Annotated in this window: 15 protein-coding genes and 2 tRNA genes; 8 read left to right on the top strand and 9 right to left on the bottom strand. The window is 41.2% G+C overall.

What is annotated here, in order from left to right; translation table 11 throughout:
• Positions 1–158: 158 nt before the first annotated feature.
• Positions 159–923 carry an Rpn family recombination-promoting nuclease/putative transposase gene (locus tag HYB91_RS03945; RefSeq protein WP_002675285.1) on the bottom strand — a complete coding sequence of 255 codons (765 nt, stop codon included), beginning with the start codon at positions 921–923 and terminating at the stop codon, positions 159–161.
• 274 nt (positions 924–1,197) lie between these two features.
• Between HYB91_RS03945 and HYB91_RS03940 the strand changes: the two genes are divergently transcribed.
• The 5 genes from HYB91_RS03940 (at position 1,198) to HYB91_RS03920 (ending at position 5,735) form a co-directional block, all read left to right on the top strand.
• Positions 1,198–1,746: an FKBP-type peptidyl-prolyl cis-trans isomerase gene (locus HYB91_RS03940; RefSeq protein WP_002669747.1), complete on the top strand. Its 549-nt coding sequence runs from the start codon at positions 1,198–1,200 to the stop codon at positions 1,744–1,746.
• Positions 1,747–1,775: 29 nt separating this feature from the next.
• A complete protein-coding gene (locus HYB91_RS03935) occupies positions 1,776–2,804 on the top strand; it encodes a Gx transporter family protein (RefSeq protein ID WP_353743518.1) in 1,029 nt (342 codons plus the stop codon).
• A gap of 119 nt (positions 2,805–2,923) precedes the next feature.
• A tRNA-Gly gene (locus tag HYB91_RS03930) sits at positions 2,924–2,995 on the top strand.
• A gap of 220 nt (positions 2,996–3,215) precedes the next feature.
• Complete coding sequence (pheT, locus tag HYB91_RS03925) at positions 3,216–4,970, top strand: phenylalanine--tRNA ligase subunit beta (RefSeq protein WP_253719638.1); 1,755 nt, start codon at positions 3,216–3,218, stop codon at positions 4,968–4,970.
• Positions 4,971–4,979: 9 nt separating this feature from the next.
• The gene (locus tag HYB91_RS03920; RefSeq protein ID WP_002669752.1) at positions 4,980–5,735 is read left to right on the top strand and encodes a sugar phosphate isomerase/epimerase family protein; all 756 of its coding nucleotides are present in this window, start codon (positions 4,980–4,982) and stop codon (positions 5,733–5,735) included.
• Between the two features lie 20 nt (positions 5,736–5,755).
• Here HYB91_RS03920 and HYB91_RS03915 read toward each other — a convergent pair whose 3' ends face one another.
• Complete coding sequence (locus HYB91_RS03915) at positions 5,756–6,613, bottom strand: hypothetical protein (protein WP_002674986.1); 858 nt, start codon at positions 6,611–6,613, stop codon at positions 5,756–5,758.
• Positions 6,614–7,738 carry a hypothetical protein gene (locus HYB91_RS03910; protein WP_002675291.1) on the bottom strand — a complete coding sequence of 375 codons (1,125 nt, stop codon included), beginning with the start codon at positions 7,736–7,738 and terminating at the stop codon, positions 6,614–6,616.
• Positions 7,739–7,761: 23 nt separating this feature from the next.
• Between HYB91_RS03910 and HYB91_RS03905 the strand changes: the two genes are divergently transcribed.
• Positions 7,762–8,172, top strand: a complete 411-nt coding sequence (locus HYB91_RS03905) for a cytidine deaminase (RefSeq protein WP_002675293.1) — start codon at positions 7,762–7,764, stop codon at positions 8,170–8,172.
• On the opposite strand, the gene HYB91_RS03900 is transcribed toward HYB91_RS03905, so the two are convergent.
• The 5 genes from HYB91_RS03900 to HYB91_RS03880 all read right to left on the bottom strand — a co-directional run bounded on the left by HYB91_RS03900 (position 8,170) and on the right by HYB91_RS03880 (position 14,190).
• A tRNA-Arg gene (locus HYB91_RS03900) sits at positions 8,170–8,243 on the bottom strand. The genes HYB91_RS03905 and HYB91_RS03900 overlap by 3 nt on opposite strands.
• Before the next feature lie 70 nt (positions 8,244–8,313).
• Positions 8,314–8,592, bottom strand: a complete 279-nt coding sequence (locus tag HYB91_RS03895; RefSeq protein WP_002675295.1) for a DUF4469 domain-containing protein — start codon at positions 8,590–8,592, stop codon at positions 8,314–8,316.
• 58 nt (positions 8,593–8,650) lie between these two features.
• The gene (locus tag HYB91_RS03890) at positions 8,651–10,360 is read right to left on the bottom strand and encodes a leucine-rich repeat domain-containing protein (RefSeq protein ID WP_253719637.1); all 1,710 of its coding nucleotides are present in this window, start codon (positions 10,358–10,360) and stop codon (positions 8,651–8,653) included.
• Entirely contained in the window at positions 10,357–10,905 is a 549-nt protein-coding gene (locus HYB91_RS03885) for a hypothetical protein (RefSeq protein WP_002675304.1), read from the bottom strand. The genes HYB91_RS03890 and HYB91_RS03885 overlap by 4 nt, the downstream gene beginning before the upstream one ends.
• 69 nt (positions 10,906–10,974) lie before the next feature.
• Entirely contained in the window at positions 10,975–14,190 is a 3,216-nt protein-coding gene (locus HYB91_RS03880; protein WP_253719636.1) for an InlB B-repeat-containing protein, read from the bottom strand.
• Positions 14,191–14,622: 432 nt separating this feature from the next.
• Between HYB91_RS03880 and HYB91_RS03875 the strand changes: the two genes are divergently transcribed.
• On the top strand, positions 14,623–14,937 hold the full coding sequence (locus tag HYB91_RS03875; protein ID WP_002669761.1) for a nucleotidyltransferase family protein: 315 nt from the start codon (positions 14,623–14,625) through the stop codon (positions 14,935–14,937).
• Positions 14,938–15,107: 170 nt separating this feature from the next.
• Here the strand turns inward: HYB91_RS03875 and HYB91_RS03870 are convergent, their stop codons facing one another.
• Positions 15,108–15,989, bottom strand: coding sequence for an Rpn family recombination-promoting nuclease/putative transposase (locus tag HYB91_RS03870; protein ID WP_002674964.1), 882 nt, complete (start codon positions 15,987–15,989; stop codon positions 15,108–15,110).
• Positions 15,990–16,128: 139 nt separating this feature from the next.
• On the opposite strand from HYB91_RS03870, the gene HYB91_RS03865 reads away from it, so the two are divergent.
• Positions 16,129–16,887: a hypothetical protein gene (locus tag HYB91_RS03865; protein ID WP_002674962.1), complete on the top strand. Its 759-nt coding sequence runs from the start codon at positions 16,129–16,131 to the stop codon at positions 16,885–16,887.
• Positions 16,888–16,898 lie beyond the last annotated feature (11 nt).

Raw genomic sequence — 16,898 nt, 5'->3', positions numbered from 1 at the left:
CCTGCAATAACTGCATTAGATTAAGTTTAAGTCATTTTATATAAAAAATCAAGGGGTAAGAAGCCCTTGACTTTGACACGGTAAGCAAATTTGTAATTTATAGAAGCATAAACCAATTTCATTAGATATACGGAGATTTACTTTTTAAATATAGAAAATTACAGCTTTTCAATTTCGGATTCAGGTAGGCCTGTCATTAATAAAATTTCAGAAATTGGGTAGCCTCGCTGTTTCATAAGTTTAGCCGTTTCTCTTTTTACTCTGTACTCCGCTTTGTCTTTAATATCCATTTCAAAAGTAGATAATAATCTGTATTCTTGCCTTGCCTGCTCATTATTTTTTACTGTTTGTATCATTTTTTCAATCTCCATTGTAAATTCATTATTCGGCTTACCTGTTTTAAGGTATTCTAAAAATTCTTTTAATTCTTTCTCCTCAGTGTTATTACAGGCCTCTGCATTTATTATAACCTTTCGTGTGCCGTCTTGTAAAGGGGTGTTTTTGTCCTCTATACAAAGATTTTCAAAGGTATAAACAGGCCTATTTTTGCCTATGGCATCAAAGGTACAGATAAAAATTATAAAGCTGTCGTTTAAGCTATTATAGGAATTGCCTTTGTCCAAAAAAGAAATATCTATGGCAGCTTGGTAAAACCGCATACGTTTAGGGATATTGAGTTCATTGCTTACCTGCATTTCTACATCGTATAATTTACCGTTTTCTGCCTGCACTAAAACATCAAATCTTACAGACTTAGCCTGTTCGTAAGTGTTAATATTATGCTGTATTGAGATATAAGCAATTTTACCTATTGTATCTGATAATATCATTTCAATAAGTTTTTTGCATAGCCTCGGATTTTGCATAGCTTTACAAAACATAAAATCGTCTGTAAATGTTAAATCTTCAAATCTTTTTACCATTTGTGTCCTCCTAATTTTTTAACATTTCCCCCTCCTCATTATATTTATAGTTATTATTTGAAAAAAATAGTAAATTATAAAAAATTTGCTTGAATTTATACCACCGCAATCCGTGCCGGTAATTAAATTAACCACCCTCAATTTGAAAAAAACTCCGCCTTGAGGACAGTTTTTTGTGTGCACTAACCGATAAAAATTTGATTTCCATAGGAATTTGCGAGATTTCTTGCCGGATCTTCTCTTGATTTTTGTTTATAAAATATGTATTATCTTTATGATGAAAATAGAAAAAGATACAACAGTCAGTTTGGAATACACACTGAAAGATGCTAACGGCGAAGTCCTTGACTCGTCCGATGTAATGGGTCCATTGGAGTATATCCACGGATATAATATGATTATCTCAGGCTTGGAAAAAGCCCTTGAAGGCAAAGAAGAAGGGGCCGAGTTTAAGCAAGTTGTTCCTCCTGAAGAAGCCTATGGTGAAGTTTTTGACGATCTAATAGTCGAAACAACCAGAGAGCAATTTCCTGAGGGTGTAAAACTTGAAGTCGGTATGGACTTTGAAGCCGGAGAAGGTCATCACGCCCGAATTGTAAGAATTACAAAAATAGACGGCGATAAGATTACCATAGATGCAAATCATCCGCTGGCAGGAGAAACCCTCCATTTTGATGTAAAAGTCTTATCGGTAAAAAAGACCACCGAAGAAGAATTGCAGGCTTTGATTCAGCAAATGTCCGGAGGATGCGGAGGCGGCTGCGGATGCGGTCATGAACATGACGAAGATGCTTGCGGCTGCGGGTGCTCAGGTTGTCATTAAAAACCAAAAAGGCGGATACCCTTATTCCATTGTTCGGAGGATTTTGTTTTTTTCTTTCGGCAATCGAGATAATGATACCCAAGCCGGTTCCTTTTTTTAGAATCGGCTTGGCTAATCTGCCCGTAATTTTAGGCATAGACCTCTTCTCTTTTCCGGCCTTTGTACTTCTTTTAGTTATAAAAGTTTTAGGCCAAGCCCTTATTTCGGGAACGCTTTTTTCTTATATCGTTCTTTTTTCAGCAATCGGAACATTTTCTTCGGGTCTGTTAATGTATGCCATGAGAAAAATTCCGAGAAAAACAATTTCCTTCATGGGTATAAGTTTGGCAGGAGCCTTTGTTTCAAACAGCCTGCAATTTCTTTTAGCAGTCTTACTCATGTTCGGAAAATCGGCTGTCTACATAATTCCGCCCGTATTTTCTTTAGGCACCTTAACAGCCTTATTTTTAGGTTGGTTCGCATCCGAATTTGAAATACAATCCGTCTGGTACCAAAGAGTAAAGGCCGAAAGGTTCGATTTTGTCCCTGATAATTCACAAGCGGTAAGGCATTATAAGAGTGAAAACGAATCGGAAAAAACAAAAAGCCGGACTTTAAGGGACAGGTATCTTAGAATAGGTTCGGGTATAAGCCTTTTTTTAATCTTACTCTTTGTTCCTTTTTTGCCGGTACAAGCCCTTGTTTTGGGAGTTGCCCTGATTCTTTGTGCAGCCGACAGACAAAAACTTAATTTTTTAAATTTAATCTTTATGTTTACGGCAATCACTGTTTTCAACCTTTTTCCTCCCATGGGCAAGATAATTTTTAGCATAGGAAGTATAGATATAACTCATCAAGCCCTATTACGCGGATTTGAAAAAGCTATTGTGTTGTTAGGAATGATATATATATCGAAATGGATGCTGAAAGCAAAAATGAATTTTAAAAGCCGAATAGGAAAATCGATACAGGAAGCTTTCGATGTATTTTACAAATTATTATCGGTAAAACACGAAATCAAACCCAAAATGATAATTCCCACCATAGATTCGGTACTTTTGAGTATTAACAGACTTTAAGACAGCCAAGCTCAATAGATTTTTTCTGTAATAGCGCCTTTGTGTGCCTGTAATTTTTATGTTTTTTTTTTAAAAAGTATTGACATAAATTTTAAAAATCTATATAATGCATGAGTCTTGCGGATGTCGTATAACGGCTATTACCCCAGCCTTCCAAGCTGGAGACGTGGGTTCGACTCCCATCATCCGCTTATTTTCTAAGTCTATACCCAATATACACTTACAAGTTTTAAATCCCCTTGAAAACTTCACTTTCTTTTCTCTTTTTGATGGACTGTCGCATAATTTTTTCGGTTAGTTTTTGTTTTATTAGCTGCAAGATTGCTGTTTTTAGAAAATATATCGATACTTGTATAAAGCCGTAATTTATGATATAATCCCCTTCAGTTTTTTTTAACTGCGGAGGATAAAATGCCTAAGATTGAAGTAAATGAATCCCTTTTTTTTAAGATGCTCGGGGCGGAACTTGAAGCAGAGCTCGGAGCAAAGCATGATTACGACAAACTTGAAGAAATTTTAACATCAGCCAAGGCAGAACTTGACGAAAAACCCGATACCTCTCTTCCCGAAAAAGAGCGCATAATTAAGATAGAATTAAACGATACAAATCGTCCCGACCTTTGGTCTACGGCAGGCCTTGCAAGGCTTTTACGCATCCATGCAGGAGGAAAATCAAATACAAAAAGCTATCAAAGCTTCCTTTCATCAAAAGAAAAAACTCAAGACTCTGCCGAGCGTATGGTTAAGGTCTCGCCCGAACTTAAAGAAATCCGCCCCTTTGCGGCAGGCTTTGTAATTTCGGGTAAGCCCATAGACGAGCTCATGCTTGCCGACATAATCCAAACACAGGAAAAACTTTGCCGCAACTTCGGAAGAAAAAGAAAAACGGTTTCTATGGGCGTTTACCGTTCAAAACTTATAAAATGGCCCATCGAATACACGGCCGTAGATCCCGACAAAACGGAATTCACTCCGCTCGATATGGAAAAGCCTCTTTCATGCCGCAAAATCCTAAAAGAACACCCCAAGGGAATCGAGTATGCCTCATTGCTTGAAGACAAAAAGCTCTTTCCTCTTTTGAAGGATGCAAACGGAGAAGTCCTTTCGATGCCTCCCGTTATAAACAGTGCCAAGATAGGGGCGGTCCAAGCAGGCGATACCGACCTTTTTGTAGAATTTACCGGCACGGATATGACAAGCATTTTGCTTTCGGCAAATATAGTCGCATGCGATTTTGCCGACTGCGGATATACGATTCTACCCGTTAAAATAGAGCATCCTTATGAAACGGGATACGGAAAAACCATTACTACCCCGTTTTATTTTCAAGAAAATGCAGAAACTTCAGTGGAAGCCGTCAACAAGCTCTTGGGCTCCTCTTTTAAGGCGGAAGAAATTGCCGAAGCTCTAAAACGCATGGACTCGGAAACCGAAATTTCGGGAAACAAGATTAGGCTGAAACCCTCCCCCTACCGCAACGATTTTCTTCATGAAGTGGATATAATCGAAGACGTAATGATGGGGAAAACCGTTAATTTCTTTACGCCCGAAACACCCAACGAATTTACAATCGGAAGACTTTTGCCTGCAACAATGCTAAGCCGAAAAATAAAGGGGCTTATGACGGGCATGGGCTATCAGGAAATGATTTTTAACTATTTGGGCTCCAAAAAAGACTATATTGAAAGAATGTGCATAGATGAAGCTTCGGTTATCGAGATTTCAAACCCGATGTCCGAAAACTATCAGTTTGTACGCAACTCCATTCTCCCCTCTCTTTTAAATGCCGAGATGGGTTCTGCAAATGCAGTCTATCCGCACAAAATATTTGAGACCGGAAAAATTGCCTTTTTTGACGACTCCGACTCCACAGGCACAAGTACAAGCCAAAGTTTAGGCTTTTTAACAGCAGAACAAAATGCCAACTTTAATACGGCAGCAAGCGAGGCGGCAAATCTCTTATACTACCTCGGAATAGAATACAAGGTTTGCGAAACCGACGACCCCCGCTTTATTCCGGGCAGGCAGGCAGGTCTTCTTTACAATGGAGAACAAATAGGCATATTCGGGGAGGTTCATCCTCAGGTCTTGGAAAACTGGGATATAAACATTCCCTGCTTTGCAGGAGAATTAAATATCGAAAAAATTTTGAAGAGCCAAAACTAAAAACTTTTTATGAAAAATAAGCTGATTAAGGCCGTTAGGACAATCGCTGATTTTGATCTTAATCTTTTTAATGAGCTTAATTTAGGACTTGAACTTCAAGATTTTACCGAGCCCTGTTTAACCGACTCGGAGATATACTCTCTTTTAAACGAATACGAAAAAAAACTGCCCTCTTTAAAAGGAATAAAATCCATGCACGGCAGCTTTATCGATTTAAATATAGCTTCTTTTAATAGGGACATAGCCGCTTACAGCAGAAAAATGTACAAGAGGGATTTATTTTTTGCAAAGCTCTTGAACCTTGATTTTATAATTTTTCATACTCAGATTATGCCTTGGTTTAAGGAAGATTTTAAATTCGATTTATTTTTAAAAAGCAATGCGGAATTTTTTAACGAGGCTGTAGAAAATTCCGGCTTTAAGGGCTGTGTGGTTTTAGAAAACGTCTGCGAAAAAGACAGCAGCCTCACTGCAAAACTTATAGAAGCCGTCGCCCTGCCTCAAGTAAAATTAAACCTCGATTGGGGACATGCCCTAATTTCAGGCGAAAAAATCGAAAGCTGGTTTTCCAATAATCAAAAACACATAGCCTACATGCATCTCCATTCCAATGACGGAAAAAACGATCTACACAACCCCGTCTCAAAAGAAGACTTTGCAAAGCTGTCCGACCTGTTAGAAAAATACGGGCTCAACTGTCCCATCTGTTTGGAATATTGGGACATCGATATAAAAAAAGAAATGGAAAGGATATCCTTATTTTAAAATAACATGATTTTACAAATCTACTCTACCTGAAAAATAAAGGAAGCCTTTTTTTGATTTCCGCTTTTGTCGAGAACGGTAATTATAAGCTCAATCTTTCCTGCAGGTAAATTTATTTTTCCTAAATGCATCGTACCTTCTTTTTCATATAAAAGGGATAAAGACGATTTTTTATTTTGCAAATAAAGGTCCTTACCGTCGGAACTCAAAACCTCAAAGGGAAGATCCGATATATTCATTCCGTTAATGGAAACCGTAATTCTAAAAGGGGCAAGCTGCGGACCTCCTTTTTCGGCTGAATCGGAGATTGAAGAATAAAGGTCATAGGACCCTTGCTTTATTTTTTTTACCGTTTCCAAACCGATTGTCTGCTTATCGCCGTTTATTAAAACGGTATTTTGAATTTGAGGCTCCGTTTTTTCTTCAATAGCCGGCATAAATAAAAGAGGATTGATTAAAACATTATTGCGTGTATCCGCAACCTGAAAGATTAAACTCTTTTCTTCGGTCCATGCCGATTTTCCTGCATATCCTAAAATAGAACCGGCTTCGGTTTCTTTTCTGGAGGTAAATAAATCCGTATCGGAAAGATTTGCATAAATACTTTGAAGCCCCTCATCATCTATAAAAATCATAGCATTTCCCAAGGTGCTTGGAAAAAAGCGTGTACTGTTTTTTTCCTCGATACTTATTATATGTTTACCATAGCCCGAAGCTCGAACCGTATCAACTTCTTTAAACACCAAGGAGCGGGAAACGAAAGACTCATTTCTTTGAGCAAACAAACGTAAAAGAGAAGGATTTTCTACAGGCCATTCAAAAGAATAAGAGTATAAAAAAGTCATAAAGAATAAAAATATATAAAGATTTTTTTTCATTTAAAGCCCCCGTATATCCAATGCAGTAATCTTTTCATCGGTACCTATGTAAATTTTATTTTCCTTTTGAATTAAAAAGGCATTTTCAGACTTAAATTTAGTTTTTCCAATCATCAAATCGGGAGGGTTTATCAACAAAAGAGAACATTCATCATCTTTTTTAAGAAGTACTGTAAGTAATGCGCTTTTATCTTGAAATCCCAACCCGGCAATAAAACCTTCTTCTTTTATAAGTGAAAGAGTTAAATTTCTACAATCGATAATACCTATTCCTTCAGCGGATTCAAAAACGGCAAAATGCCCCGCTTTATCAAATGAAGCAAAGGCCTGTCTTCTTAAATCCTCTCCAAAAGAAGAATGAAATACTATTTTATGCTGGCGGCCCGAAATATTTATAAGAGCAACCCTTTGCTTATCGAGTCCGCATAAGCAGAGAACTTGTTTTCCGTCTTCCGAAATCGCAGCCCCCATGATTGCCTGATAGGTGCTGCCTCCGGGGTAAAAACTAAAAAGAGTGTTTCCGTCAGAATCGAGGCATACTAAAAGTCCGTCCGAATGACCTATCACACAGCCGGCCTTAGAAGACTGAAAAGCCGTTATAGGAAAGGTATGGGTGTAGTGCCATAATTTTTTACCGGTATTATCATATTCTGAAAGAGAAGAACCTTCCGGTTCAAACAAAAAGATTCTATCCTTATCGAGATAAACATAACCGGGCTTATCGATACGCAAAAAAGGCTTTTCCAAATCGAATTCCTCAGGCTTATAAATATCCGTAAAAAGAGGCTTTTGGGGATATCTTGTCCAAGCATAAAAAGAAGCGCTGAATCTTTCTTCCGCAGTTTCGACCCTTAAAATCTCGCCGTCTTCGGTAAAATACCCGAACAAATTACCCAAAGAAAAAGGAATCGGAGTTTTTCCGGCAAATCTTTGTTTAAGTTCATCTCCGGAGGCCTCCGCTTCTCCGAAATACATTTGTCCGGTTTGAACCTTCGGCATAGGTGAAGACCACTTAGGCATCAAGTACACATCCTTCCTCATGGGAACGGCAGCGGCAAAAATATATATAACAAGAATAATAATTACACCGATAAAAATAAATTTATTTTTTCCTTTAAATAACATGGAAAATATGATATACTACTTTTATGGAAATTTCAAGTCAGTTAGAAAATTTATTCAAAACAGCCCTTGAGGCTGCAAAGAAAGCCTATGTCCCCTACTCCAATTTTCATGTAGGAGCGGCTATTTTGTTGGAAGACGGTTCTATTGTAACGGGAGTGAACATAGAAAACCGCTCGTATGGACTTACAAATTGTGCAGAGCGGACTGCAATCTTTAAAGCGGTTTCTGAAGGAAAAACGGATTTTAAAGCCATCGCCATTGCAACGCCCGATGCGGACTATCCCGTAAGCCCCTGCGGAGCCTGCAGGCAGGTTATTTCGGAATTTATGGGCGGAGATACGCCGGTAATCTTCGGCTCCTCGCTAGACAATGTAGTGCTGACGGATGTTAAAGGAATCTATCCCTTTGACGCCCTGCACGAACTAAAAAAATGACCCGTAGACGATTCGAACGTCCGACCTGCTGCTTAGGAGGCAGCCGCTCTATCCAACTGAGCTAACGGATCAACAAGAAAGGATTATACTCAAAAAGCCCTAAAAGTTCAATACGGCAATTTAAAAATAATTATATTTTTTTTAATTGGTAATGTATCCATTATCCTCCTGCCGGAACACTTGATTCAAAAGGACTATGAGGCGGCCGGATTTATTTTCTATGACCGAAGCACAGCGGACGGTTTTGGAGCCCGAGACGGCTAATACTCCTTGTTCCGCATCTTTCGGGTCGAATTTTAAGCGGCTGCCGAGTATTTCCATAACCGAGTCTATTGTGATGGTGCCGTTCTGTTTGTCCGAAACGCCCATGATGCACGGGCCGATATTTGCCGTCTCGGTTTTTAGTGAATACTTCAACATAAAAGCTTCCTCATTTTTAATTGATAATAGGTTATCAATTCTCCATTACCCATTAGAATTAAATCTCAACCCCTGGCCAGCTTCCATTCCACTTATACATCTTCCACTTCTTGTTATTTTTAGCATTATCAAAGGCATCCTTCAAGTCTTGCGGAGCGCTAAAATCTTTGCAATTGCCTTCGGTAACGCCTGTTTGTTCGGTGTAAAGAACACAACTCGCGCCATCACCATCCTGTTTCTTCGGTAAATCGGTAAAGAGCTTTTTAAATGCGTCTGCATTAAGCTGATTGCTCCAGCAGTTCAGCGTTCGCAAAGCGGTGCAGCCCTGTACATTAATGGCGGTGAGCCGGTTGCCGTAGCAGTGCACCCCTTGCAAAGCGGTACAGCCCTGCACGTCAAGTTCGGTGAGCTGATTGCTCCAGCACTCCAGCCCTTGCAAAGCGGTACAGCCCTGCACGTTAAGCTCGGTAAGCTGATTGGCGGCGCAGTTCAGCTCTTGCAAAGCAGTTAAGCCCTGCACGTTAAGCTCGGTAAGCTGATTGCGGCCGCAGTACAGCTTTTTCAAAGCGGTTAAGCCCTGCACGTTAAGCTCGGTAAGCTGATTGCCGCCGCAGTACAGCCATTTCAAAGCGGTTAAGCCCTGCACATTAAGTGCGGTAAGATTATTGTCGGCGCAGGACAGCCCTTGCAAGGCGGTTAAGCCCTGCACATTAAGCTCGGTGAGCTGATTTTCGCTGCAGGACAGCTCTTGCAAAGCAGTTAAGCCCTGCACGTTAAGGGCGGTGAGCTGATTTTCGCTGCAGTCCAGCTCTTTCAAAGCAGTTAAGCCCTGCACGTTAAGCTCGGTGAGCTGATTGCTGTTGCAGTTCAGCTTTTGCAAATTGTTTAAGCCCTGCACGTTAAGCTCGGTAAGCTGATTGCCGCCGCAGTCCAGCTCTTTCAAAGCGGTTAAGCCCTGCACGTTAAGGGCGGTCAGCTGATTGCCCCAGCAGAACAGCCGTTCCAAAACGGTTAAGCCCTGCACGTTAAGCTCGGTAAGCTGATTTTCGCTGCAGTACAGCTCTTTCAAAGCAGTTAAGCCCTGCACGTTAAGTTCGGTGAGCTGATTTGTTCCGCAGTACAGCTTTTTCAAAGCGGTTAAGCCCTGCACGTTAAGTTCGGTGAGCTGATTGCTGTTGCAGTACAGCTCTTGCAAAGCGGTTAAGCCCTGCACATTAAGTTCGGTAAGCTGATTTTTGCTGCAGGACAGCCATTCCAAAGCGGTTAAGCCCTGCACGTTAAGGGCGGTCAGCTGATTGCCCCAGCAGGACAGCGTTTTCAAAGCAGTTAAGCCCTGCACGTTAAGGGCGGTCAGCTGATTGCCCCAGCAGGACAGCGTTTTCAAAGCAGTTAAGCCCTGCACGTTAAGCTCGGTAAGCTGATTTTCGCTGCAGTACAGCTCAGTGATCTTGCCTTTGAGGATAACAACAGTGCCTTTTGCGCGCAACACGGTTTGGGCGCCGCTTGTAAGCTCCGTTTCGGTACAGCCTTCTACAGCTACGGCGGAACCGTCCGAGGTTACTGCCTTAACTTGGATGTTGAGCTTGTCGGGGCTTAAGATGAGCGAGGCGCCGCCTTCGACAAAGGGGGCCTGCGGTTTTTCAGGTACGGTTTTTCCCTTTTCCTCCTCAACCAACATCTTCTTTAAAAACGGGTTTTCACAAGCAGAAACTGATACTAAAAGTACCGCCAAAAATAAAACTAAAATCCGACTTTTCCGTTTTTTCATATTCTAAATCCTCCGCTGATTCCGGCAGCCCAGATTACGGGGTAGCCGCCTCTTATATAGGGTTCGATAAAAAAGTTTTTTACTGCAAAGCGGTAACCGAATGTTCCTTCTCCCAAACCGAATACAAAGGGTTTTGCGGCCTTTCCGTTCCAGCCTAAGGAAACGCCTCCTTCCGCCTGAACAAAAAAGCCCGAATCGCAGGTTTTAAACTTTGCAAAATCATAGAAGTTCCAGCGGAATAAAAGAGCCGTATCAAGAAGACTGTATCTTTTAAATCCCGTCGAATACAAGAGCTTTGCACCGGCTGAAAACCTGCCGGCCTTTACCCAATCAGGCAGTACAAACATCCCGTAAAGACCTGCACCCAAGGCATAGCCTTTCGGTACATTCATATTCCCTTCCGCCGAAAGACCCAAAGACCAATGAAGGCCGTCTTTTTTTCTCTTAGGTTCATCCTCAACCTCTTGGGCAAACAGAACGGAAGCTCCCATAATCCACAAAAACACCGGCACACAGAGTACTGTTTTTACATAATTTTTCTTCACATCAATTCTCCATTAACAATTATTAATTATACTTTATTAATTATACATTAAACCAAATTACCAATTGCATTACTCTTTCCAGCTTATCGTAATCGTAACATCGGTGTCGCCGTCGTTAGTGCGGTATTCTTCCGTAAATATTTCTTCACCGCCGTCGCCTATCGTAATATGGGGATTGCTTTCTTGGTTTCCGTGAGACTGCGAACCGTCATATTCCCATTTCCATTGATCATTGTCATAATCATAGGTCAGATGTGCCTTGGTCGTACCGATATGATCATCGGGGTCGGATTTGTCATATTCCATGATGTTGATATATACCGGGATGTAATTTTTCGGTGTGGTATTTATATCCGGTATTTCACTTATAGGAAAGTAGCTGAAATCCCAGTTAAAATACTTGTTATATTCACCATTTTCGATAAATTCATATATATGACCTTTTTTGGCATCCCATACACTGTTGCTTGGACGTTCGGCTATCACATACTTGCCAACCTTCATCGTCCAATAATATTCGGCCTCAGAACTGGCGTCTTTCACTTCTACGCATTTTATTTTATTAAAGGTAACCTTCAGTTTTGCCGGTACAAACTTTACTTCACCGCCCTGCTTTTTGAACCGCCAGTATTTATTGCCGTCTTGAGGTGTTACCTTAAAGTTCGCTTTTTCGGCAGCCCCCGTTGCAAGGACTCTGCCGTTGGTATAGTTGTTAGGCGTTATCCGTGCGGCGGGGTGGTGGCTCAATGAGCCGGTTACGGTAATGCTTTTGCCGCTTTCCAAATAGACGTCGTTGTTTGTATTCACTCTTGCATTGCCTTTCATCTCGAATGTGCCGGCTACGTATACGCCGCTGCCCTTATCGGTCGCCGTGCAGCTGGAGATAGTGCTTGAGTCTTGCATAATGAGCGTACCGTTGTTTACGTATACGCCGCCGCCTTTGTGCGCCGAGCAGTTGGTGATAGCGCTTGAGCCTTTCATAATGAGCGTGCTGTTTACGTATGCGCCGGCGCCTGTGCGGTTTCCGGGCTCTGTGCCGTTTTTAAGCGTTATATTTTCAAGGGTGAGCTTGTTGTTCACATCAAAAACACCCGACAGATTGCTTGCATTCAAAGAGGCGGAAGAGCCGCTGCTCTTGATAATAAGTTCTCTGCGGATACTAATTTTTCCGTTATTGTCCGGGTCGTTCGTTGCCGTTATTTCCCCGCTGATAGTGATGGTATGGGCGCCTTCCGTTTTTTCAACTTCTTCTTTAAGGCGCTTCCACGCATTGGGGCCGCCTGCTAAATCGAATACACCCGGTTTAAACTTGACCGTTACGGTTTTATCGCCGGTTACGTTGGAAAGGTGATAGGTTGTACCCGTTTGACCTGATACTGTGATGCCGTCAACTTTCCAGCTGTCTACTTCCCAGCCATTATCGGGATGAGCGGTAAAGGTTACGCTTCCGTTGTGCGCAACTGAAAGGCTGCTGTTTGTTGTCGGAGTGTATGAACCGGCTTGAATCTTGCCCTGTCCGCCGTCTACGCTGTAGTTTACGGTGTATTCTTTGCGTTTTACGGTAAATGTTACGTTCTGCTTTACAGTACCGTCTTGAGCTTTTACCGTGATTGTAAAATTTCTTCCCGAACCTATGGGTATGTTTACGTTTCCTTGAGGACTTACGCTTGCCGTTGCTCCCGTGCTGGCAGTATCAAAGGTAAAATCTTTTACTTCTGCCGTATCGGAAGCGACCGTGTATTCATTAGCAAAAGGAACTGTTTTGGTTTCTCCGTTAAGTTTAAAGCTCTTTAAGTTTGCAACGTCATTTTTTGATCGGGTTATGCTGACCATTTTTGACCACGCAAGATAATTTCCCGGACTTGCCGCAACGTTTATGGTAATGCTTTTAGTCTCTCCCGGCTGTAAGGTAAGCGGCAATTGCGGTATTACGGTAAACGGAATACTCGGGTATCCGCTAAACGCAAGACTTATATCGCTTTTCGCCACTTGATTTACTACGGTATAAGGCAGTGTAACGGAACCACCCAAAGCGTTTTGCCCGTGTATTTTAAGCTCAGTCGGAGTTAGGGCATTAAGCTCTACAAATTGTACGGTTACAGTTGTATCTGCCTTTACGGTAAGCGTGGCAGTCTGGCTTCCGCTTGTTCCTGTAAAGTCTGTCGAAGGTGTACAAGTCCAGTTTCCAACCTTGTATTGGTTTGGATTTGTGGGCGTTGCGGTAAAGGTTACCGTACTTCCACTCGAGACGTTAAAAGTTTGTTCTGTGCCTCCGCTTGCCGTTTTAGTCTCCTCGTTGTATGTGCCTGTAAGAGAGCCGCCCTGTCCGCCCGCTACGCTGAATGTTACGGTGTGAGTCGGACCGCTTGCTGCTATCGTTGCGGCAGCCTCATCCGAAGTAACGCCTTCTTTGTCGCGCAAGGTTACGGTGTACGAAGTTTGCTCGTTATTGGCTCCTATTTTTATGTCCGTTTTGTAGTATAAAACCCACTTCTCTTGTGGTGGCGGTATGTCTTCGGTTAATTTAGCTACGGACCCGTGCGTGATAAACGAGTCTCCGTCAGGTGTTTGAAAGTCCGAATCATCACCTTTGTATGAAAGCTTATAGGATGAGCCATTGTTTGATGAGTCCTTCTTTTCTATTGTAATGTTTTTAATGTCATTGTGTATCTTTACCTCGTGTGAGTTTATCGTTACCGTCTTTTTCATTTCATCCGGATCGAATTTAAGACAGAGCACATAACGAGAGTCTTCTCCTTTTGTCTTTGCAATTACGATATCTTTAGGTGCAGGCGGCGGAGTGTTCGATTTTATACCGAAGGTGTAGGTTTTCTTGAATACCCTGCCGTCTTTAGCTTTAAGGGTGATGGTCGGGTTTAAACTGCCTGAACCTTGTTCGTATTTTTGTAAAAAGGCTTTTTTATATGTAAGCTTCAGCGTGCCGGAATCGCCTTGTTTCAGTTCATACTCGGTTTCTGCCGCAGGCTGTTCGGAAAGTTCTTTAAATTCGACAATGCCTGCAGGTGCCGAAGCGGTCGGCATAACGAGCGAAAAGTTTTTCGGGTTATGCACTGTAAGCATAATAGTCACCTTTTCTGAAGAGCTGACACAAGGCACACCCGCTTCGTCCGGTCTAGCTGCCGAACCGATGCTATGGTCTTTGACAAAGCTCTCGCTAGCCCAATAGCTTAAAAAATCTTCCGGATTGTCCAGAAATTGTTGACAAGCTGTAAAAAGTAAAATTACGGCAACTGCCGCCGTTAAAATTTTTAAAAGTCTTTTCATGAGGGCATAATACTACGGTTTTAATATTTTATCTATTTAAAACGGACTCATATTGCTAAAAAGAACCAAGGTTACCGAAAAAGAACTTTGGTTACTCGCTGAAAAATGTACATCCTTGTACATTTTTCAGCTTCGAGTGTTTTTGCTTGCGCAAAAAACTCGCAAGGCGTGGAACCAGCGGCATCCGTGCCGCTGAAGGATTGTACATCCGTGTTTTTCCCGCCATGGATGGCGGGTGGTTTAAGCATACGATGTTTTAGGCAGAAAGCCTAAAACTCGTGATTAAAAAATATACAGGAGGTATATTTTTTAATCGAGCTTCGAGTTTTGCCTTACGGCAAAACATCGTGAGAATGGAACCACTTGAAATTTACGGCATTGTTGTGTTTTTCTCCGTTGCAAATGTCCTATTTTTTGTGTATAATATAACCGATGATAACGGAAGAAATCAAACAAATAACGGAAAAAATAAAAGAAGCTCTCGACCCCGCACGCATTTATCTTTTCGGCTCCTATGCACGCAACGAAGAAACCGAAACAAGCGACTACGATTTTTATGTGGTTGTAGACGAAAAAAGCGGTAATCCGATTTTACTTTCTCAAAAAGCATATCGGGCTATTCGTAACTGCAGAACAACCCCTTGCGATGTAATTGTAAACGATGTATTAAACTTTGATGAGCGCATAAAAAGGCCCACACTGGAAAAAACGGTTTCAACCGAAGGAATATTAATATATGAAAAATGACCTTGAACATGATGTAGATGAATGGCTCCGGTTTGTTGAAATGGATATTGTTGTAGACTGGTGCAAAGAGCAAATTAAAACCTCCAAAAGTTAAAATTCGCAAGGCATATTTGTTGTGCTCTTTACGGTCAAATTCAAGTATTCACCAATTATTCATTATCCATTACCAATTAATTAATCGCTTCCACTTCTTCTTTACTAAGGCCGGTGGCTTGTGCTATATCTTCAATCGACAATCTTAACCCAATTAAGTTTTTTGCCGTTTCAAGAGCTTTTTTGTATGAACCGTCGGAAAAACCTTGCTCAATTCCTTCGGCAAAGGCGATTTCATGTTCTTCGGCTCGCTGTACTGCAATATCTGTTTCATAATCATATTCTGCCAGTAACATATTCAATACCTCCTTCGTCTTGCGTTTTAGATATTCACGCAAAATATTATTTTCTATACATTCTTCAACGGCTTTTTCAAAACCGTTTTGACTATCTATCTCTTTCCACTTGCGCACCGTTTCCACAAATATACTGTATTCCTGCATTGTCCGGCAATTTTCCAATACGGGATGACGGGTTTGCCGGTTTATGTTTATTACTTTAACGGTCAACTCAAGATTAGTTTCCGTTCCTCTTTCTATAAAGGCCTCCGATAGTTTCAGAGTTTTATCGGAAGGATATGGTTCCTCACCATTATAAAAAACATAAAACTCAGGAACCGGAATTTTTAAGAGCTTACGGCTGTATTTTTCTTTTGATTCAAAGAGGGTTTCATACAAGCGGCTGACATACTCAAGACAGCGGAGGGGCATATTGGGATTTATCGTCGATTGATGTTCTGCAAGGACTATTATTTTGTTATCGACAAGATAAGATACATCGTTATAGAATGTCATATAGAGAACTTGATCGAGCCTGACCGTTTTTAGCTGCTCTGTATCTTTCAAGTTCGTTCCATGCAGAGCGTTATAAAGCGACAAAAAGTTTTCTTTTGCTTTTTCATCCTCACTGAAAAGGTCGACGAACACCGAGTCTTTGTATTTTCTGTTTGAAGTACTCATAGGCACCTCCCCATGGATATTATAGCACAGATGAGCGTATTTTAAAAGTAACCGATGTCACATAATTGCCAATTACCAATTAAAAATTGAAAAGCGTCTACTTGCATTTTATACCGTATTTTTTTATACTAGCTCTGTTATGAGAAAATTTTTTACCGTAAACCGTATTATGTATGCATCCGCTTTTTTTGCGTTGTGTGTTGCACTCGTGCTTAATATTACCACTCAAATTCCTCTTGCAGGGTTCATTTTGGTTGTACGGTGGATTGATGTTGCCGTTAATGCGGTTGCCGCCTGTTTGTGTGTCTTTTTGTTTATAAAACCGGGCTGTAAAATGATTACGTATCTATTGTTTTTTATCGAAGGCGGGGTTACCGCTCATATGGGTTTTGTCGGCATAGGCACCCTCCTTTTTACTGCAGGCTGCGTTATGGTTTTTGTAAACGGAGATTTTAAAACCCGCTATAAAGAAAAGATCGCAGCACTCTGTTTGTACTGGATACTCATTACGATAGGTATTTATTTTTCGTTTAATATAAAAATGGCGATATTCGAAATTGCACTTACTTTTTTTCACTTCGGGCTTCTGGTCTGTCTTTATAAAAAACTGGAATCAAAGCTGTCCTTTCTTTTACCTGTTGAAGAAGTTATTAGTCCTGAAATTCCGCTCCCTGCCAAGGGCTCAGCCTTATGCTTGTCGGACTACGGCATTTCGGAGCGGCAAAAGTTTTTTATTCAAGGTACGGTCAACGGCGGAAAAACATACGAAGAGCTTGCTGCCGAATATCATGTAAGCACTTCGGTTGTAAAAAAAGATATGGCAGCAGCATGCCGTCTTTTCGGTGTAACAAACAAAGAAGATTTGAGAATTTTGCTGCTGCAGTATAAAATTGAGTAAAAATAATCGAT

The organism is Treponema sp. B152 (assembly GCF_024181665.1).
Lineage (GTDB): Bacteria > Spirochaetota > Spirochaetia > Treponematales > Treponemataceae > Treponema_B > Treponema_B denticola.
The sequence above is the reverse complement of the archived record's forward strand: the minus strand, read 5'-3'. Positions and strand labels throughout refer to the sequence as shown.